Below are 18,246 nucleotides of genomic sequence, written 5' to 3' on the forward strand. Positions count from 1 at the left end.
CAATTATTTTTGCAATATATTTAATAAGTTAAATGCTAATTAGACGTCTTAAGTTAATGACATTGTCTATACAGTTGCATTTTCCCTTTTTTGCAGCAGGGGCATACCGTAATGTCCATGCCCGTGAGGTGCTGCATCATTGATTCGACAGTCGCCACAGCTTTGTCGATAGGATCGATTAAGCCCATCAATTGCCGGATGGCTGCCAGGTTCGCCGAGCGATTGCGGTTGGCTAAAAACCCGTAATGCCGGATGCGAACAAAGCGCTTGGGCAAGCTGTGCAGTAGGAACCGCCGGATGAACTCAACAGCAGTAACCGTGAGCGTTTCCGTTCGATTCTTCCTGCGGTTTTTAAAGGTGAAGGTCACCATGCCGTCTTTAAGCGTCTTAATCCGGCTGTTAGCAATGGCCACACGATGTGTGTAGCGTGCCAGGTATTCCAGCACGTGTTCCGGCTTTTTCACCGGATCGCGCACGTCGATGATCCATGGCTTTTCATACAGTTGGGCTTTCATCCGATTGAATTGATCACCGGCAAACTTGATGTCGTCGCGTTGACAGGCTTTTTTCATCAGTTCCATGAATTTGCCGCGAAACACCAACGACAAGGCCCGTTCGTTAAACAGATAATTGCCCTTGCAGGCGTTCCAGCGTGAACCGTCCGGCGAGATCGCCCCACCGGCGACCAGGCAATGCAGATGAAAGTGGGCGTTGAGCTTCTGGTCCCAGGTGTGCAGCGTGGTGATAAAGCCCAGCTTTCCGCCAAGATCATTTTCACCGAAGGCCAGCAGCGTTTGGGACGCGGATTTAAACAGGATCGCGAGCATCGCCTTCTTGTTGTTTAAAACGACGGTGTTGAGTTCGTGCGGCAGGGTAAAGACAACATGAAAGTAGTTGGTGGGCAGGATCTCCTGTTTTCTTTGCGCCAGCCACCGCTCACGGGGCATATGCTGGCATGTGGGACAATGACGGTTCCGGCATGAATGATACGTGATTCGCATGGCACCGCAATGATCGCAACGATCAATATGGCCGCCCAGATAGGGCGTGCGGCAGTTGAGCAGGTCATAGACAATTTTTCGGTGTTCATGCCACAACCGGTAGTGGTTTTGGTAATCGGCGATATGTTCTTTCAGGATGTGGGCGATGGTCAACCGATCTACTTCAGGTAATTTGATTGGAGGCATCGGTTGTGTCCTCCTTGTGTGTATGGTCCCCCTCAATAAGATCCAAAGGACTGGGGATTTTCGACAACGTCTCACGGCTGACATGCAGGTAGATCATGGTGGTGGACAGTCGGCTATGACCCATCAGGACCTGGATTTTGCGGATATCGTACCCGGCTTCCAAAAGATGAGTGGCAAAGCTATGCCTGTTATGCCGAGCTCGGCATAAGCGCCACTATGCCGAGTCCCGGACTATGCCGAGTAACCATATTTTACCTTTTGCTCAAGGATGGTTTTCTTCAAATAACTCGGCATAGTCAGATGTATTCATAGCTCATCTAAAAACTGCAGGAGTTTGTCACCTGGTCGATAGCGACCGGCTTTGACATTCACTGGTTTAGTTTTGGCTAAAATTTTTTCCTTGAAGGCCAGATCGGCTTGCAAATAAACCATGGTGGTTTCGGAAGATTCGTGACCAAGCCAAAGAGCAATAACTGAATGATCTACCCCTGCCTGCAGGAGTTCCATAGCCGCCGTGTGTCTCAGGACGTGGGGCGACACCTGTTTTTCTCTCAAGGAAGGACATGTTTGGGTGTGAGGCGAAAGGTTTTTCAGATCCATCGCCCTGATCATTTTTTGACGCAGTGGTGTCATTGGTCTACCTCCTTGGTTTGGGGTTTAACAAACTCAAAAAGGTAGTTTACACGATCAGGTGATGGGAAATGAGGGAGTGCGAGGTACGGTGGGGAAACAACTACAGATGGTCAGGAGGGTGAGCTGCCGCGGAGCGGTTTCGTACACATCACCAATATCATAAAAGTTCAAAATGTTGTGGTTTGAAATGGAAATCAGCTATTTTACCAGCGGATTTAAAACAGTTCTTTATTTCCAGGAAATGAAACATCATTCGATTACAGTTATTGAGACGATCTGGAATTAAGGTCAACGGCCAAAAAAGGGTGACAGAAACAGATCGATTAGTCTGTTAAGTACCAGTTTTTATTTTTTCAACCAACGGGCCTTCTTCCCGCCAGGCCCAACAGGTGTTCTCCAGCTTGCCCATCATTCCGACATAAATTTTCGGGTCAAGGGGTTTTCTGATCTTGGCACTCCATGCACCCTGAAAGGCTGCTGGTGCCATGGCTGTCACCAAAGTTAAAAGGTGCGTACAGGCTTTTTTTCGATCAACCAGCTTTTTGACCTTGGAGGTAAAACCAGAGGCGATACGCATTCCCTTTAGGGGCTCCAGGCATTCACGGATGTCACGACAAAATTCATGTGGCACCGAGGGCATTTCCACTTCAATGTCTAAAATGTTGAGATCCGGCAGTTGAAGCTCCATGCGGATAATCATGTGGTGAACGGTATAGGGTGGGCGGATTTCGCCTGAAAACAAATAGGAATTGCAAAACCGCTTGTCCTGAAGAGAGCCCTCGACGATGATAGTATCCGATTCGCCTTCATAAATGACGGTATCGATCTTGCGGTTGTGGATTTTTTGCTGTTTTGTCTTGTCCAGATTAATCATGGATGTTGGAACTCCTCATGGGTATTTTATCCTCTATCGTTTTCGTTACGATACAGCAAACGACAGGATTACAGATACCACCCGCACATATTCTTATTCAAGGCTTTAATCCTCAGGATCACCTTCCAACCCCTTGATGAGGCGGGCGCCCAGCTTTACGTCTTCGGCCAGTTTGTCGATGGGCGTTTCAGAATTGTCCAGCCGGGTCAGGATTTCGTCCAGTTTTTCCACTTTCTGTTCATAGGTCAGCTTTGGCGGGACGTGGATTTAGTGGGGCCACTTTTTCGGGGGCTGCTTTTACCGGACTTGAAACTGGAATTTTAGTCGGCGCGACAGCTGTAATGAATTTTGTCATAACTGGTGTTGCCTGGGAAGGGGTGTGGGCTTGTCGGGTTTGGCACCGAATTCCTTATCCGATCCAGCCTTGCCGCGTTTGATGGGGCGTACACGCGGCGGGGTGATGCTCACGATACGATCGTCAATGCGCCGGCTGCGATGGTCGTATATCCACCCACTCTTCTCACGAGCTTTATTGAGCAGTTTAAGATCGGTTGGATTTGTGATATCTTCCGGTGCGCAGGTGGCATCCACCAGGAACCGCCCTGGGTTTTTCGGTGGCTGCTGGTCGCCGCCATCATCGTCTTTCCCAACATCGGGTGCGGGTGGATCCTCCGGAGGCTTTTGCTTTTCACGAACCTTCCGTGCAATGGCATTTTGTTCCCCGGCATGGCATACCCCAGTCTTACAGCCCTATGGCAGAGCCAAAACTGCCGTAAAACTATCACGCAGTCTCATTTACATAACGCTGCGGAGCCGACAATTCCGTAAGGAACGATAAATGGCGTCAAGCTTACAATCAATTCTCGTGTTCCAGAACTCGTCCCGTTCGACCTGCTTCTGGATGCTCGGCCAGGGTTTTTACGGCAGTCCATAACCGAATATGGCAAACATTTTTCGAACCTTTTCATCAGATGCGCATTTCCCTTGATTGACCAGCTCGATACCTTTTTCTATGGTTTCGATTTGCCAGGCTTGTTCATCGACGTAGGCTTTGATGGCCTCACCGATCAAGAAAGATCGCGATCTTTGCGTTGCCTTAGCCAATAACTCTAATTTTTCTGAAACAACTCTGTCAACACGACCAAAAACAGGTACCGTCTCCATGTTATTTTCCATTCTTTGATGGCTTAATTAATTCCGGATCTATGACCCATAAAAAGGCATTTTACCGGTCACGCCCTGCAAGCCCCATTTTTTCGAATAACGGTTTAATGGTTCCCAGAATAGACACAAAACCAAAGGATGGGATGAAAACGATTTTTCTCTTGCGTTCTATTGATGCGAAGCGTTGCCCTGTCACCTTGACCATTGCAATCGAGTAGAGGGGGCCTCGCGGCCTCCCCCTCTCACACCACCGGGCATACGTGGTACGTACCAGGCGGTTTCGGGACTTGCACCCTATAGAATTACGCCATGCCTGGCACACCACGAAAGATCCGGAATCAGCTATTGGTGATCCCGGATTGTTTCAATAGGTAAATAAGAATATACTTTAAAGGGCTCTGAACCTCGGGGAGTGCCAGCGCCACTTTTTCCAGAAAAATGGTCGCACCGTCTTTGTATGCTTTTTCCAGCAGCGCCTCATCCGGCTTCAAAGTATAGCAGGCGATGGGTAAATCCGGATACTGGCCTCGAATGCCTGCAATGGCCGAAAGGGCGATATCCGCGCCTCTGTTACGATCGTTGAATTGAACGGCAGCTTCTGCCGGCCAGAACAGATCAACGAGGACGATATCCGGTTTCTCCCGCTCGATGTATTCTTGCCACTTGCTTATATCCCCCGTTTTGACAAGTTCGAAAACGAAACCGGATCGGCCATCCGATTCGGAAAGTCCTTTTTCCACCGCAGAGACCCAATTGTCATCCCATACCAATTGATCTGGCGGCAATTCATCGCGAAACCGCTTACTGAAAATATCGTCGAAAAATAGTACTTTTGCTTTCATTGTTAGCTCCTTTCTTGTTTGGAAACGGAGGGAAATGTCAACCGCGTTCGATACGGTTGGCGAGTTATCTCGATCCTGCCTCGCAAACGCTCCATTTCTTCCTTTATCTGAATGCTTCCACGTCCAGAAACCGTCTCATATTCCATGCCGTTATCTTTGAACTCGACATCGATGGTACCGCTTTTTCCCCGTATGATGATGTCAATCTTTCCGATGATGGTTGCGCCTTTCTCGATTCTTGTGTTGATGGCCCGGATGCTGTTGGTGAATAAATTTTCGAAAATGGTTTCCAATTGTTCGTCGCTGGCTTTGATCTTGCGCCCTTTTTCCAAGGGTCCGTTCTCAAGATGATAGTCTATGGTAATCCCTGGAAACTGCGGCTCCTTGCGATCTATGAACACCCTTATCCATTTGATGACGTCAATGGTTTTATACCGCCACCTCAGCACTCGGCCCTGGTCATGCAATTCGGTAAAGAGCTCTTCCATCCCATTGAGCGCATTGATCATTTGGGGGTCGGTTAACATTTCCGGAGCGCGTTTGACGATGATCCCCTTTATCGCCCCCAAACAATAGAAACCCGGATTGTGAATCTTTAAGCTGATGTCGGAAAGAAAATTGATGAGCCTTTCATTCAAGAGAAAGGATTTTAAAAGCGAATTATAGGTGGCAAGGAAAGGGTTCATGTGCAGATACTTCCAGAAACTGGGATGACGGGATGATAGAATGACGACTCCCAGTTCTTGTCCGAGCATATGCAATGGGTATATTACGTATGATTTTATCGAATCCAAACACGTCTTGATGAGCTCCCGGTCTTTACTTGAAAATCCCGTCATCTTTTCTATTCTGTCCGCGAAATCCGCCATTCGTCTGTCTCCGCCCTCTCCCTCAACAGGAAAAATGGAATCGAAACCATCCCTCAGGCTGCTACCGGTCGAAGGTATGAAGTTGGCCAGCAACACCTCCCGGACATCGTCTTTCCAAGCAACGACCATGCGGTAGCTGGATTCGTATAGGCTACCCGTTTTGAACAAAGCCATTACGACATCCGCAGTCGAGTGCCTGGTGTAGGGTTCCACGGCCCCCCGGTGATCGATGGGAGCGTTTGACGCGATAAGCCTTGCCATTTTTAGCAGTTTGTCGTGGGCGGTGTTTACGGTGATCCGATCTCTTACATCTATGACATAATCCATGATAAGGGGGCCATATCTGCGAGAGAACTTCTCTATACGCCTTTTGTCATCGATGCTGAATGGAGCCTTGTTTCGATAGCGGCTGAGCTCAATGGTACAAAAGATCTCGTTTCCCCGTTTGATGGGCAGTATGATGATACTGGAGACGGGTTTTTTGATGTCCTGGATATAATGATAGTCCATGGACCCGACAATTTCTAGAAAAGGATTGCCCCCCTGCCTGTCGTCCTCAGCCCAGATGTCACGTATCAGTACGCTCTCTCCGGTTTTCAATACCCGCCCAGTGAATCCCTTGTTCGGCTCGAGAGGCTTGAGGTTGACGCCCTTCTTCAACCATGGCTGGCAATCTTTCAACACATATAGTTTTTCGCCCATTCCTCCCTTGGGCAAAAGTGTGATCTGACCGATATCGGCGTGGACGTGGGCGGTCAGAACCTTCATTACTTCCATCAGAATCGAATCCACAGCTGTATCGCCACCCGAAACGGCGATAACCGGTAGTTTCTCAAAAAGGGTTTCGGCACCAATCTCCTGGTTGGTCATCGATATTTTTCCAAGTTGCTATATTTCCTGTTGAATGAGTGGGGAGCTGGGTAATTGGGTATATCCACGGACCTTTTTACACGCCCTGCCCCATGTCGACGATGGGTCGCACATCTGTGATTTCAAAATGTATCAAATGTTTCAGCATTTCTGCCGCATCACCGACCTTTTCCTTGATCCCTGCCTTCAAGCGATCAAAGGTGTCTCCACCATCCTCAACCGTCTTCACCTTCATATAGATTCGACATCCTTCCGTCTGCATTCCCGTTTTTCCAGGAAGTGTTACGAGAAGCGCGGCATCGGGATTCTCTTTGAGGTTGGCGTAGGTTCTGTTGTCACCCAGCATCAGCATCAAGGTGGAATCGCCTGCCGGGACTATCGATCCAAACATGGCGATATTGTTATCGCCATGTCTGTTGGACGTGCTTAAAATATTCGTCTTGTCGGGTGATGTCAGGCATTTTTTCACATTATTGTTCAAAATCAACATCTTGGTCTCCTTTTCTCATCGGAGTCATTCAAGGATCAACGGTATTCCAATGGTGTCTGGTGTCGATGGGTACAGATAAAAGCCGAGTGGTGACGATTTTGCCATGGCTCACCCGGAGACGTGCCACGGGTCACCTCTCGGCATAGAACATTTGAGGTGGTGTACGGCCCCAGGCGAACTAATGGCAGGTACGAACAGGTACTATGCTCAAATTTCCTGACCCAGGTCCATAATGGGCCTTGCATCCATAGAGCGAAAATAACCCGATAGGCGTCTTTTATGCGACCGATCCAGCCACCTCGATGAATTTTCCCACCGCACCCAGGTTACCGGTCAGCTTGGCGAGCGACCCTTTTTTAAGCTTAAGTGCGCCCATGGTCAGCGCTGCGACGACATTTTTTTTACCGCTGAAAACGGATTCATATGTTCCGGCTTTTCCCTCCAATATGATGTCGACTTCGTCGTCCGGTTTGGTCCCGAACCACGATGGTTCCGCTGTCGGCAGCCACATGCCGAAGGCGATATCCTTTTTGAGTTTGGCCTTGCGGTCCTTCAGGACACGAAAATGAAAGTTGCTGTCGAAACCTTCGGCCTTTTTCTGGAAATCCTCATTTTTCTTCAACGCTTCGACGACGGCCTCCAGCCACTCCTCGGTAAACAGTTGCATCTGGCTCTACCCCTTTCTTTCATGTTAATGATTTTGTATGAAACGTTCCTCGATCTGGGCCTGATCCGACGATTTCGCAAGGCTAAAAGACAGAGGCACCTTCCCATACATAAACGTCCATTTGAACAGGTTTTCCACCGCATTCGGCAATTGGCCGAAACCATCGACGAACTGGATGCTTTTCCCGTATTGCCGTTTCATGGCGGCACGGTCTTTATATCCGATTCCGAGTGTTACCAGGTGAATCCGGCTCCGTTGACAATAATCGATACCGTAACGGACATGGCAGCCGAAATTGGATTCCCCGTCGGTGATGTGAATAATAATTTTCTTGTTGGCATTTGCCGGCATGAAATGGGCCGCCAAAATGATGGCCTGGCCGGAAGCGGTTTGACCGCTGGGAGGAACGGAAAGAACTCGGTTTCCGTCGATCAGCCTGGAAATCATGCAGACCCCCTCAACCTCGAAATACCCATAGCCCTGTATTCGGTTCTGGAAGCCAGAAAACGCTTTGTGGACCGCGCCAAGCGTGTTTTCCACCATGCGCCATTTACCGTATCCGGCCATGGAAGCGGTTGCGTCCACAAGGATGCATACCGTCCAGTCCACGACGGGAAGCCTCTGTTTGTCGTAAAAGCATCGTCCGCCGATAGGAGCGCGATACAACCGCCTGCGATCCACCCGTCCTGCTTCGAGTCCGCGATTGAAGACCGTTTTACGATTTGCGTAACTCTGTATAATCGACTTTAATCGGGAGACCATTTTGGTGTCGAGAACCGGGTGTGCCGAAATGTTGAAATCCCAACGTGAGGTGGGGACGACATCCGGATTGTCCGTCCCGGCAACAGAGCGAACAATGGGCGTGAGATCGTTCGAATAGGCGGAGAGCCTCTCCTCGACCGACTGCGTTATTTCAGCGGACAGCCGTTTCATCGAGGATGTCTTTTTTCTTTTTGTCGTTTTCGTCGATAAGTTCCCTTCCGGCAGCCAGATCAACCGATTATCGCGTCCCTTCCAACCCCGGACCATCCCCATGAGCCCTGCCAGCGCATCCATATAATGCGTCACTCGTTGCGTGCATCGGTTCGCGACCCGGCTTTGCGAACCGGCGATCTCCCTTAGTTGCGCGGTCAGTCCGGACAATATCCCCATCGGTTTTTCAAGCAAGGAGGCTCCTCTCTGCTCCTTGCGGTCGAACGATTGAATCCACCATCGTTGAAACAGGTCGTCAACACTCGGAGAGAAATGATCGCTGGGAACCGGTCCCAGGGCTGTCTTCCGGGCGATCTGGGTATATTTCCCTAACATTGTGGGTTCTGAAATAATATCCACGTATATAGTCTCCCCGAAGTGCACGACTTTGTGAAGTAGGATTTGATCCGAGAAGTCGAGATGTTGGGAACGTTCCGCCACCTTAGACCAGACCAGATCGACCCATTGCGTTCGTCGGAGCGCCTCGTGGACGGCAATTCCGACAAGATAGTCGAATTTCTTATACGAAACGGGATAAGGATCATCCATCACCAGCGCGGGATCGAGGACAATTGCACCGTTGTTGCTCGACATACCGGCCCATTCGACCTTTCCCGTGTTGCTGCCGACATATCCGACAACCTTGTTCAACGCCCTGAGGATATTCGCCAGTTCAACGGCTTCCAAATGAGACGTATTCTTTCGCCAGTAAGCGGAGAGACCGTTTCCGTTTTTCTCTCTTGCGTCTTCGGAGGGGTGTTCAGTTGCGATACCGGTGTCTCGGCGATGGGCGGCGCTGAACCAGTCCCAACTAGTAGGGTTTATATTCTGATCCGTTTTTGCCATTTGTCTTCCGCAGTTCTATGTGAAGCGATAAAAGAATGGACTCCAGTGCGTCATTTCCGATCTGCAGGCTGTTGACGAATGAGTCCTCTATGGTTGCCCCAACGGCGACCATTTCGGCAATCATCAGGGTATGGCGTGTGGAAACGATTATCGGTTCCTGGGCGTTTCCTCGCAACTGATTGGCCACGTTCACGATGGTCTGTGCATCAGCCCTGGAAATACCGGCTTTGTGGTGCAATACATCGGTCTCCACATCCATGGGCAGATAATCTAGCGTCGTTACATAGAACCGGTCCCTTAGCGCGGCATCGAGCATTTCGGTTCCGATAAACTCGTCGCCTTCATTCAAGGTCGCGATAAAGACCACCCGGTCGGCCACTTTCAATTGACCGATTTCATCCAGCCACACCTGCCGGTCCTCCGCGAGGACAGAAAAAAGCATGTTCAGCGCCTTAGGATGCTCCGGTCTGTTGATTTCTTCAAGGTGGATGACACAGCCCGGCGTTTGAAGGGCTTGCGGAAATAGAAACTGCTGGTAATAGGTTTCACCGTCCTTCAGCCGGTGTTCTCCGAATAGCTGGCCCGGTTCTGAAAGTATGCCGATCTGGAAGGTGGCCAGGGGGCGCTTATTGCGGGCGGCAAACTGTTTCACCAATGTGGATTTGCCACAACCTTGTTTTCCAGCCACCAGAAGGTTTACCGGATGGCGCCGGGAAAGCATGTTAATCCGATCAAGGTTATCGATGACCGCCTTCGGTAAAAAATAATGGTCTTCTTGATTGGGGATGGCGTCCGAAATCGCATTGTTCGTCATGTCAACTCAAGATCCTTCGCTTATAATGATTCCGAGAAAAAAATCGATCGTCTCTGCTTTCTTAAAAACTGATCGAGGCCAGCTATATTCCATCTTTGATTCATTTTACTCAGTAATCCGATTATATGCTTGGCTTCGCGCAATTTCTCCTTGTCAGCGCTTTCGGAGATGGAAACAAGCCGGCTGGACAGCCTTTTCATTTCCTCTTTTTCCCTATCCAAGCTTTCGGCCCTAGAAAACAGACATTTGTTCCCGCAACGCGGACACTCGCGGAGGTCGGATTCCCCGCAAGCCGCTCAGCCGGCCTGGCCCCGATATCTGAAATCGAGGTATTCGGATGTAAAACCGCAATTGCTGCATGTGAGATCCATTTGTTCCCCCTTAACAATTGTGCTTTCATGCCATACGTTGTTTGTTTTCAGAAGTGAACTACCCCGCCGCAAGCAGCGGGGCGTTAGACTCGATGCTTCGGACAGCCACATCTCAATCGCTATTTAGCGAGCCGTTCCATCTGGCGCTGGGTGCGACGGTGGTGCGGATCGGCGCACTCGGTGCCGTCCGTGTCGATGAACGCCATCTCGTCGTAATACGCGCATTTTCCGGCGTCCACATTGAAAAACGTCATCATGGCCGCTTCGCCTTCCAAGACGAAGACCGGCGGATCTGCATTCAGATCGCTGCCCGTCTTCAACACCGCGCAAAATCCTCTGCCGTCGGAACCGTATGCGCTCTCGGAAAACTTCTTGCACCTGCCGCAGGGCTTTTCCGGTACCTCCTCGCGGCCGGAAACCCCCTTCTTGTTGGAAAAATTGCCGGCCATGGTATCCCGCATCTGGGCCCATTCGCCGCCCCGTTTCCTTCTCGATTTACGTTTCGCCATCTCCGCCTCCCGTTGATTTATTGCGTTGTCTGTGCCACGTTCTCGATGCCGGCCGATTTACCCCAGGGATCCTCGCCTCCCTGCATGATCCGGGTGGCTTCGCTTTTCATCTCATCAACCACGAGCCAGGCCTGACATTTCATGCATTGCCGTAGGCTTACCGATTCGTCGATGCGTGGATTGTAAAGATAACGGAACTCCTTGATGGGAGCTTCTGTATTGCATGCGATGCATTTCATTTGTGGTCTCCTGTTTTTCTGTTTGTGTCGACATCCCGAATAAAGATGGGCTTGTCCCGGGGCCCCTTTCCCCGGGACAAGCGCGAACCCGCCTACAGTCCTACGACGGTCCGCTGAATGATGTTGTCCTGCGTCTTGCGGCTGATGTCCACGAAATGGGCGCTGTATCCGGCCACCCGGACGATCAGCTCCTGATACTTCTCGGGGTCCTTCTGGGCTGAACGCAGGGTGGAGTCGTCCACCATGTTGAACTGGACGTGGTCCAGACCCAGATCTGCCCAGCTCTTCATGTAGGACTTCCACATCGTATACCCCTTATCCCCGCTCATCTGGGTCGGCGACAGGCGCTGGTTCAACAGGAACGCGCGGCCGTCCTTGACATGATCGATCTTCCCGCAGGACTTGAGTACTGCCGTGGGGCCTTTCTTGTCCAGACCCGGTCCCGGCGAAATCCCGCCGTCGTAGCACGCGTCTCCCAAGCGCCTGCCGTTTGGCAGCGCGCCGACGAGGCTGGAGTAATGGATGTTGCCGCTCACGTTCTCGGGCAGGGCCGGCCAGTTGTTTCCGCTGGGGCACTTGATCTCGTGGGAATGGCGCGCCACCTCCTTGAGGCAGCGGACCATGATTTCGTCCACGTAGTCGTCGTCGTTGCCCCATTTGGGCGCGTTCTTGACGAAGTCCAGCCGCATCTGCTCATATCCTTCCCAGTCGGCTTCAAGGGCGGTCAGCAGCTGATCCATGGTGTATTTCTTCTCGTCGTAGACCAGTTTCTTCACGGCCGCCAGGCTGTCGGCGTTCTCCACCCAGGTGAAGAAGGTGACCCAGCAGTTGCCGCGCTCCCCTTCGGGACTAACCGCGTCGAGCCCGCTTTCGACGGCTCTCTCGGAGATGGCGGACAGGAACGGACGGCCGAAAAACTCGGGATCCTTGGCGCGTCCCAGGTTCACCGTACGCACCAGGATGTTCATCAGCCACTCCATCTGGGCGACCCAGGCCTGAAAAAGCTCCTCGAAATCCTTGAACTGCCTGGCGTCGCCGGTTTTCGGCCCCATCTGCATGTTGACCACATGGTCGTATCCGTTGGACAGGGCGTACTCCATCATCTTGGCCGTGTTGGCCGTGGCCGAGGCCATACGCATGGGCTGAAACCCGTGCTTGGTTGTGGGACAGGGGGACATGCAGGCCTGGTGCACCCAGGTCCGCGCCTCCTCGACGGGGTGGCCGTACCAGTGCACGGTGTTCTCGACCAGAATCGGATCGTTGCGCATGGACGGGTAGCCCAGGCCGTGGCGGAGGCACTCGAAACACTCGCGCATTACCTCGTCCTTGACCTCGGGATGCCACCTGAAACCGAAGGTGGGGTTGGATACACGTACCAGCCGTGCCGCCTGCAGAAAGGCCACGGTCAGGTCGTTGCAGGCGTCCGTGCCGTCCTGGTTCACGCCGCCCAGGGTCCAGACCCAGGTCCCGGTGATCCCCTGCAGACCTTCCCTGGCCCAGCGGGGTGCGAACAATCCGACCTCGTGGGCGCGTATCAAAAACTCGCCCACCAGGTCCAGGGCCTCCTCCTTGGTCAGGCGCTTGTCGATGTTCACGTCCTTGTCGTAAAACGGGCCGTGGTAGTAGTCCGGCCGGGCGGGCCAGGCGCCTTCGTATGCCTCCGTACGCGCCAGTGTCTGGATGAAGTGGTCCATTTGGAAGGACTCCTGCAGGGTCCTCGGCGGCTGGGCCGGGACCCGTTCGCAGGTCTCGGCGATCTGTAGAAGCTCTTCCCGGCGCTTGGGATCGGTCTCAAAGTTCTCGGCGATGATTCTCGCCAGGCGGGCGTAGCGGCCGGCGTAGTCGATGACCGCCTCGAGCACGATCTGCATTGCCTCCCAGTTGAGGATCCTGTCATACAGCGGCAGGATGTCCGGGCCCGGCGTGCCCTTGGTCTTCTCTTCCGCGGCCTCGATGTTCGCGTCGATCTCGTCGATGATGTCCTCGAAGCCCCGCTTTCCGGTGAGCACGTACTCGTAGTCCTTGCCTGAATAGCCGTAGGCAGAGGAGGGCGTCCCCCAGCCGATGACGCCGCTCATGAACTTGACCGTGTCCTCAGGGTCCAGCACACGGCCGAGCTTGTCGATGGCCGTCTGGCCGCCCCAGTAGTCGTTGACCTTGGCGACCAGTTCGAGAGATTCCTTTTCCGGTTCCGGGATTATACCCTGCTCGTTGTATACTTCCTCGTTGACGATGCTGGCGCCTTCCGGATACCACTCCAACGTGTTGGGCAGCGTTCCGGCGTATCCGACCAGTTGCGCCTGGTCCGTGATAAAGATGGTCTTGTTCTCTAAATAGTGGGCAATCGCCTTGGCCTTTCGCAGCATCTGCGGGTCTTGCTCGTTCTCTTGCCAGGCCTCGGTGAACAGCTTCGCCCGCTCCAGGCTGACCTTGATCCCCGGGGCGTAGTTGCCCCCTATGGCGCCCTTTTTCCAGATCGCCTTTCGAAGGTAGTCAAGCCTTGGCGAACGCTCTTTCTCGGCCACCCACCACCACTGTCTGTTTTCATCCTCTTTGTTTTTGGTTTTTGCCTTCGCGGTGTTCATTTATCCTCCAATCGCAGTTATTTTTTTGTGAAATTCGAACAATTGGATGCGTCGTCATCTGCTTCCACCGATTTGGCCTTATGATAGGCCTGACGGGGATCGACCACCCGCTGCACGCAGTCGCCGCATGAATCATCGTCCTCGAATGGGAAAAAGCTAGCGCATTCGCTACATGTCGTCATTTGTCCTCACCTCCTTTCTATAAATAATTCAGTTGATAACTCATACAGATGAAACGATATCGTTGAGTACCTCACATTATCGAATGGCAGAAGTCTGGCAGTAGTCGTTGAAATACCTCCCCATTGACATCCATTCAGGCCAGTTCAAACCGGACATGGTATGGGATTGTGTGAATTATGCGATTTTCCATGAAACGGAAGGGCTTGTACTCCACTATCCATAGGCAAAGCCGGTATAATTTGCGATAATACGCCTGCGGCAAGATACTTGCCATCCGTAACCCATATAGTTCCAATTCGGACCAATAATAGAGATGGAAGAAATTCCAACGATGACTCATCTTTCTTGCAGGAAAAGCAGTGCTTTCTTCAGGCGTTTCATCGAACAAAACCATTTTTGCCATTCTTCCGGGTTGCTAACGTTGAATTCCGCATCGCTCCCACCCGGGGCGAGTAAACCGATCATAACTGACGGATCGCACTCTTGTTAATTTTCGAATCCGGAGCCGCCGATCGTGGTATTCAGCCCTGCTTCGGCATAAATTTCCATAATCGGCTCGACATCCCAGTTGGCAAGTGCTTCATATTCGTACATGGGCCAGGTCCTTCCCAGCCATGCGTATTTGTCTTCGCACCAGTTGTGATACGGTATTAGATCGATCCGATCGACGGGACGATCAAGTCGGTTCAAATAGTCGATAACCTTGGCATGATAAGCGTAGGAATCGGTGTAATCGGGAATGACGAGTACTCTCAGCCATATTTTCGACCCATTTCTCGACAGGTTGATCAGGTTTGCAAGGATCCTTTCGTTGGGAACGCCAGTCAACTTCATATGCTCGTCGGAATCGAGATGCTTCAGGTCGTACAAGACGATATCCGCTTTGTCCGCAAGGCGCTTGAGGTCTCCCCATGGGCCGTTTCCAGAGGTGTCCAGGCATATGGAGATTTCTTTTTTTCGGGCTTCATTCATGAGCATTTCCACGAAATCGCACTGGGTCAATGGCTCGCCGCCGCTGATGGTCATTCCGCCACCGGAATTGTCGTAGAAAACACGATCACTTTCCACTTCTTCAAGGATTTCCTCAACCGTCATTGGCAGCCCCACTCGTTCGAGCGCTCCGTATGGACAAACATCGACGCATTTCATGCAGGCATCGCATCGCTCCTTTTTTATCTTGTGATAGCTTGAACCTTCCTTCCGGGCCTCTTCGGGAGGGATGGGCGGATTGATTGCGTTTTGAGGACATGCATCAAGGCACAGACCGCATTGCTCGCACTGCATCTTCTTCCAGTAGATCTCCTCGGAGGCCGATTGGGTTTCCGGATTGTGGCACCAGATGCATTTCAGCCCGCAACCTTTAATATATACGTTGGTTCTAAAACCCGGTCCGTCATTCATGGAAAACCGCTGGACCTTGGTTATCAGGATGTTTTTTTTCATCTTCCGCTCTCCTTCTAGCAGGCTGGGTATCACTTCGGAAAAGACAAGGTAGCCACTTTCTGTTTTTTTTAAGCTCTACTGCAATGCGGATGCCACATGAGATCAAACAATGAATCCTCGGCAACAGATGAATTTTATTCAGCACCTATGCCGCTAAAAATCCTATAATAGCTACAGGATAAAGATTGGCAGATATATTTTCGGGCAAAGGGAATGAATGGTTGAAACACTGATTATTGGAGAGACGCTGGCTCATCGCTTTGGAGTTTGCGGACATATCGTCCTTATCGATGGTGATTTTGTCCTTTTTTTGTTTTTACCATGTGGCGTCTACGATTCGGTTTGCAATGCCGATGGGGGTAGACATTTCGCTGTGACGATCAAAATCGGCGGAATCGTCTGCAAAATTGGACAATTTGGCCGTAAGTACGATGAAAATTTTATCAGGATTATTCCAGTTGGTTGAATCCTCACCGCATATTTCCTTCCCGTAAAATCCGGAAATACGCAAACAGAGCCTGTTTTCCAGGAAATTTACTATATGCGCGGCTGGAGCCAAAGGTTTCGACCCATGGAATGCTATTTGCAAAGTTCGTCACCACTTCCAGATCGAATATGCAACCTCGAAGAAAAATACAAAACTACAAGGGAAGGAAAGATAGGCACATGGCCCAACAACTAAGTGACCGAAGAGATTTCCAATTCGCATTGTTCGACCAACTGAAGGCCGATGAATTGACGCAAAGCCAACTATACGGGGATCTAAACCGCAAAACCTTTGACATGGTTCTCACCGAGGCCCGGTCCTTGGCAGTCAAGGAGATTTTGCCGACCGCAGTCATATGCGACCGGGAAGGCTGTGATTTCGAAGGCGGCACAGTGAAGCTTCCCCAAGAAGTACACCGCGTTTACGAGCTCATCAGGGAAGGAGAATGGATCGCTCTTTCCGATGATCTCGATGCCGGCGGTCAGGGCATGCCGCTGACCCTATGGTCGGCCGCCATGGAGCTGTTTCACGGCGCAAATACGGCGGTTGCCTCCTACCCCATGCTTGGCCACGGAGCCGGAAAATTGATAGAGGTTTTCGGGACGGAAAAACAGAAAGAGCTGTTTTTGGGAAAGATTTATTCCGGTGAATGGGGCGGGACGATGGCTCTGACCGAACCCGATGCCGGATCAGATGTCGGAGCGCTAACCACGTCCGCCGTGAAAAACGGGGACGGCAGCTACAGCATCGCCGGCAACAAAATTTTCATCAGCGGCGCCGAACATGACATCACAGAAAATATCATCCATCCTGTTTTGGCCAGAATAGAAGGTGCGCCCGCGGGAAGCGAAGGCATCTCCCTGTTCATCGTACCCAAGATATGGGTGAACGAGGACGGTACACTGGGTGATCCCAACGATGTTGTGTGCACCGGCATAGAGGAAAAGATCGGGCTTCACGGCGGGCCCACCTGCAGCCTCACGATAGGTGGAAAAGGGCAATGCCGGGGATGGCTCCTCGGAGAGGAAAACAAGGGCCTTAAGGCCATGTTTCATATGATGAATGAAGAACGGCTTTCCGTGGCCATTCAGGCGCTGGGGATTGCCAGCGCCGCAAACATGTACGCCCTTAATTATGCAAGGGAAAGAAAGCAGGGGCGGCATCTTACACGGATGGCGGACCCGGCCGCGCCCCCGGTCCCCATAATCCAACACCCGGATATCCGTCGTATACTTCTTTGGATGAAGGCACAAATCGAGGGATTGCGCAGCCTGAACTACTATACCGCTTTATGTATCGATAAAGTCAAAATTGCCGCCGATGACGAGGAGAAAAAATGGCTCGAAGACAGAATCGCAATTTTGACGCCCATCTGCAAGGCGTACACCACCGAACGGGCGTGTGAAATCTGCCTGCAGGCCATTCAGGTGTATGGCGGGTATGGCGTGTGCAAGGATTACCCGGTGGAACAGCTCTTCAGGGATGTAAAGATCAGCACCATTTATGAAGGAACCACTGGAATCCAATCGATGGACCTGCTCGGCAGAAAGCTCGGCATGAAAAAGGGGGTCGTGTTCATGGACCTTCTGAAAGACATCGGCCGGATAGCTGGCGAAGCGAAGGCGTTTCCCGAACTGAAGGACCTTGGAGAAAATATGGAGGCGGCCCTCGAAAGGTTCGGCCAAACCGCTTTGCATCTGGGACAATCGGCGGCTTCGTCAAAGGTTCTTGCGGCATTCGCCCATGCAAATCCGTTCATGGACTGTGCCGGGGATATGATGATCGCCTGGATGTTGCTCTGGAGAGCCGTGACGGCCCAGCCGAAACTGGCGAAAATTGTTGGCGACGCCGATGACGAGAAGAAAAAGAGAAAAATCGAGAAGAACAAGGACGCCGCCTTTTACGATGGCCAGGTAAAGTCGGCGCGATACTTCATCAACTCCATGCTCCCTGTCACACTCGGTCGGATGGACGCGGTGACCCGCCTGGAATCGGCAGCAGTGGACATCGCCGATTTCGCTTTCGGCGGGTAGGACCAACCTTTGGCAGAGGGATATATGGAACGGACTGAATGGTTCTTCAGGAGGCGTCGGAAATGCCGCCTGGCCGCTGCTTCTCATCCGTATCGTTGGCAGGGCGATGGAGAGGCTCGTTTCCGGTACCGCCCGGGCTCTTTCCATCCGGCATAACTTTCCGATACC

The 18,246-nt window shown here is 51.7% G+C and carries 18 protein-coding genes; 2 read left to right on the forward strand and 16 right to left on the reverse strand.

What is annotated here, in order from left to right; all coding sequences use genetic code 11:
* Nucleotides 1-53: 53 nt before the first annotated feature.
* The 16 genes from DSCA_RS09365 to DSCA_RS09445 all read right to left on the reverse strand — a co-directional run bounded on the left by DSCA_RS09365 (nucleotide 54) and on the right by DSCA_RS09445 (nucleotide 15,558).
* On the reverse strand, nucleotides 54-1,271 hold the full coding sequence (locus DSCA_RS09365) for an IS91 family transposase (RefSeq protein WP_155316179.1): 1,218 nt from the start codon (nucleotides 1,269-1,271) through the stop codon (nucleotides 54-56).
* A gap of 222 nt (nucleotides 1,272-1,493) precedes the next feature.
* Nucleotides 1,494-1,820, reverse strand: coding sequence for a tyrosine-type recombinase/integrase (locus DSCA_RS09375; protein WP_155316181.1), 327 nt, complete (start codon nucleotides 1,818-1,820; stop codon nucleotides 1,494-1,496).
* Between the two features lie 331 nt (nucleotides 1,821-2,151).
* Nucleotides 2,152-2,694, reverse strand: a complete 543-nt coding sequence (locus DSCA_RS09380) for a DUF2889 domain-containing protein (protein ID WP_155316182.1) — start codon at nucleotides 2,692-2,694, stop codon at nucleotides 2,152-2,154.
* A 105-nt stretch (nucleotides 2,695-2,799) separates the two neighbouring features.
* Nucleotides 2,800-2,925 carry an exodeoxyribonuclease VII small subunit gene (locus tag DSCA_RS09385; protein WP_197904768.1) on the reverse strand — a complete coding sequence of 42 codons (126 nt, stop codon included), beginning with the start codon at nucleotides 2,923-2,925 and terminating at the stop codon, nucleotides 2,800-2,802.
* 687 nt (nucleotides 2,926-3,612) lie between these two features.
* Nucleotides 3,613-3,858: a CopG family ribbon-helix-helix protein gene (locus tag DSCA_RS09390; protein ID WP_155316184.1), complete on the reverse strand. Its 246-nt coding sequence runs from the start codon at nucleotides 3,856-3,858 to the stop codon at nucleotides 3,613-3,615.
* 338 nt (nucleotides 3,859-4,196) lie between these two features.
* Nucleotides 4,197-4,700 (reverse strand): response regulator, encoded by a 504-nt coding sequence (locus DSCA_RS09395; RefSeq protein WP_155316185.1) that lies wholly within the window; start codon nucleotides 4,698-4,700, stop codon nucleotides 4,197-4,199.
* A gap of 2 nt (nucleotides 4,701-4,702) precedes the next feature.
* Nucleotides 4,703-6,439 (reverse strand): hypothetical protein, encoded by a 1,737-nt coding sequence (locus DSCA_RS09400; protein WP_155316186.1) that lies wholly within the window; start codon nucleotides 6,437-6,439, stop codon nucleotides 4,703-4,705.
* A 76-nt stretch (nucleotides 6,440-6,515) separates the two neighbouring features.
* Nucleotides 6,516-6,929 carry a PNPOx family protein gene (locus tag DSCA_RS09405; protein WP_155316187.1) on the reverse strand — a complete coding sequence of 138 codons (414 nt, stop codon included), beginning with the start codon at nucleotides 6,927-6,929 and terminating at the stop codon, nucleotides 6,516-6,518.
* A 277-nt stretch (nucleotides 6,930-7,206) separates the two neighbouring features.
* Nucleotides 7,207-7,596 (reverse strand): hypothetical protein, encoded by a 390-nt coding sequence (locus DSCA_RS09410; RefSeq protein ID WP_155316188.1) that lies wholly within the window; start codon nucleotides 7,594-7,596, stop codon nucleotides 7,207-7,209.
* Between the two features lie 24 nt (nucleotides 7,597-7,620).
* On the reverse strand, nucleotides 7,621-9,414 hold the full coding sequence (locus DSCA_RS09415; protein WP_155316189.1) for a vWA domain-containing protein: 1,794 nt from the start codon (nucleotides 9,412-9,414) through the stop codon (nucleotides 7,621-7,623).
* Nucleotides 9,380-10,228, reverse strand: a complete 849-nt coding sequence (locus DSCA_RS09420; RefSeq protein ID WP_155316190.1) for an AAA family ATPase — start codon at nucleotides 10,226-10,228, stop codon at nucleotides 9,380-9,382. Before DSCA_RS09420 ends, DSCA_RS09415 begins: the two co-directional genes overlap by 35 nt.
* Nucleotides 10,229-10,718: 490 nt before the next feature.
* Nucleotides 10,719-11,108, reverse strand: a complete 390-nt coding sequence (locus DSCA_RS09425) for a hypothetical protein (protein WP_155316191.1) — start codon at nucleotides 11,106-11,108, stop codon at nucleotides 10,719-10,721.
* 17 nt (nucleotides 11,109-11,125) lie between these two features.
* A complete protein-coding gene (locus DSCA_RS09430; RefSeq protein WP_155316192.1) occupies nucleotides 11,126-11,347 on the reverse strand; it encodes a hypothetical protein in 222 nt (73 codons plus the stop codon).
* 92 nt (nucleotides 11,348-11,439) lie between these two features.
* On the reverse strand, nucleotides 11,440-13,932 hold the full coding sequence (locus DSCA_RS09435) for a pyruvate formate lyase family protein (RefSeq protein WP_155316193.1): 2,493 nt from the start codon (nucleotides 13,930-13,932) through the stop codon (nucleotides 11,440-11,442).
* 17 nt (nucleotides 13,933-13,949) lie between these two features.
* On the reverse strand, nucleotides 13,950-14,114 hold the full coding sequence (locus DSCA_RS09440; protein WP_155316194.1) for a benzylsuccinate synthase gamma subunit family protein: 165 nt from the start codon (nucleotides 14,112-14,114) through the stop codon (nucleotides 13,950-13,952).
* Nucleotides 14,115-14,601: 487 nt separating this feature from the next.
* Complete coding sequence (locus tag DSCA_RS09445) at nucleotides 14,602-15,558, reverse strand: glycyl-radical enzyme activating protein (RefSeq protein ID WP_155316195.1); 957 nt, start codon at nucleotides 15,556-15,558, stop codon at nucleotides 14,602-14,604.
* 217 nt (nucleotides 15,559-15,775) lie between these two features.
* Between DSCA_RS09445 and DSCA_RS09450 the strand changes: the two genes are divergently transcribed.
* Together DSCA_RS09450 and DSCA_RS09455 are read left to right on the forward strand one after the other, a co-directional pair.
* Nucleotides 15,776-16,024 (forward strand): hypothetical protein, encoded by a 249-nt coding sequence (locus DSCA_RS09450; RefSeq protein WP_155316196.1) that lies wholly within the window; start codon nucleotides 15,776-15,778, stop codon nucleotides 16,022-16,024.
* A gap of 200 nt (nucleotides 16,025-16,224) precedes the next feature.
* Entirely contained in the window at nucleotides 16,225-18,078 is a 1,854-nt protein-coding gene (locus DSCA_RS09455) for an acyl-CoA dehydrogenase (protein ID WP_155316197.1), read from the forward strand.
* Nucleotides 18,079-18,246 lie beyond the last annotated feature (168 nt).

Source organism: Desulfosarcina alkanivorans, from assembly GCF_009688945.1.
Lineage (GTDB): Bacteria > Desulfobacterota > Desulfobacteria > Desulfobacterales > Desulfosarcinaceae > Desulfosarcina > Desulfosarcina alkanivorans.

Coding starts and splice junctions, on each gene's coding strand:
- DSCA_RS09365 (WP_155316179.1), bottom strand. CDS start 1,271: ATGTCAGCCGTGAGACGTTGTCGAAAATCCCCAGTCCTTTGGATCTTA.
- DSCA_RS09375 (WP_155316181.1), bottom strand. CDS start 1,820: ATGACACCACTGCGTCAAAAAATGATCAGGGCGATGGATCTGAAAAAC.
- DSCA_RS09380 (WP_155316182.1), bottom strand. CDS start 2,694: ATGATTAATCTGGACAAGACAAAACAGCAAAAAATCCACAACCGCAAG.
- DSCA_RS09390 (WP_155316184.1), bottom strand. CDS start 3,858: ATGGAGACGGTACCTGTTTTTGGTCGTGTTGACAGAGTTGTTTCAGAA.
- DSCA_RS09395 (WP_155316185.1), bottom strand. CDS start 4,700: ATGAAAGCAAAAGTACTATTTTTCGACGATATTTTCAGTAAGCGGTTT.
- DSCA_RS09400 (WP_155316186.1), bottom strand. CDS start 6,439: ATGACCAACCAGGAGATTGGTGCCGAAACCCTTTTTGAGAAACTACCG.
- DSCA_RS09405 (WP_155316187.1), bottom strand. CDS start 6,929: ATGTTGATTTTGAACAATAATGTGAAAAAATGCCTGACATCACCCGAC.
- DSCA_RS09410 (WP_155316188.1), bottom strand. CDS start 7,596: ATGCAACTGTTTACCGAGGAGTGGCTGGAGGCCGTCGTCGAAGCGTTG.
- DSCA_RS09415 (WP_155316189.1), bottom strand. CDS start 9,414: ATGGCAAAAACGGATCAGAATATAAACCCTACTAGTTGGGACTGGTTC.
- DSCA_RS09420 (WP_155316190.1), bottom strand. CDS start 10,228: ATGACGAACAATGCGATTTCGGACGCCATCCCCAATCAAGAAGACCAT.
- DSCA_RS09425 (WP_155316191.1), bottom strand. CDS start 11,108: ATGGCGAAACGTAAATCGAGAAGGAAACGGGGCGGCGAATGGGCCCAG.
- DSCA_RS09430 (WP_155316192.1), bottom strand. CDS start 11,347: ATGAAATGCATCGCATGCAATACAGAAGCTCCCATCAAGGAGTTCCGT.
- DSCA_RS09435 (WP_155316193.1), bottom strand. CDS start 13,932: ATGAACACCGCGAAGGCAAAAACCAAAAACAAAGAGGATGAAAACAGA.
- DSCA_RS09440 (WP_155316194.1), bottom strand. CDS start 14,114: ATGACGACATGTAGCGAATGCGCTAGCTTTTTCCCATTCGAGGACGAT.
- DSCA_RS09445 (WP_155316195.1), bottom strand. CDS start 15,558: ATGAAAAAAAACATCCTGATAACCAAGGTCCAGCGGTTTTCCATGAAT.
- DSCA_RS09450 (WP_155316196.1), top strand. CDS start 15,776: ATGGTTGAAACACTGATTATTGGAGAGACGCTGGCTCATCGCTTTGGA.
- DSCA_RS09455 (WP_155316197.1), top strand. CDS start 16,225: ATGGCCCAACAACTAAGTGACCGAAGAGATTTCCAATTCGCATTGTTC.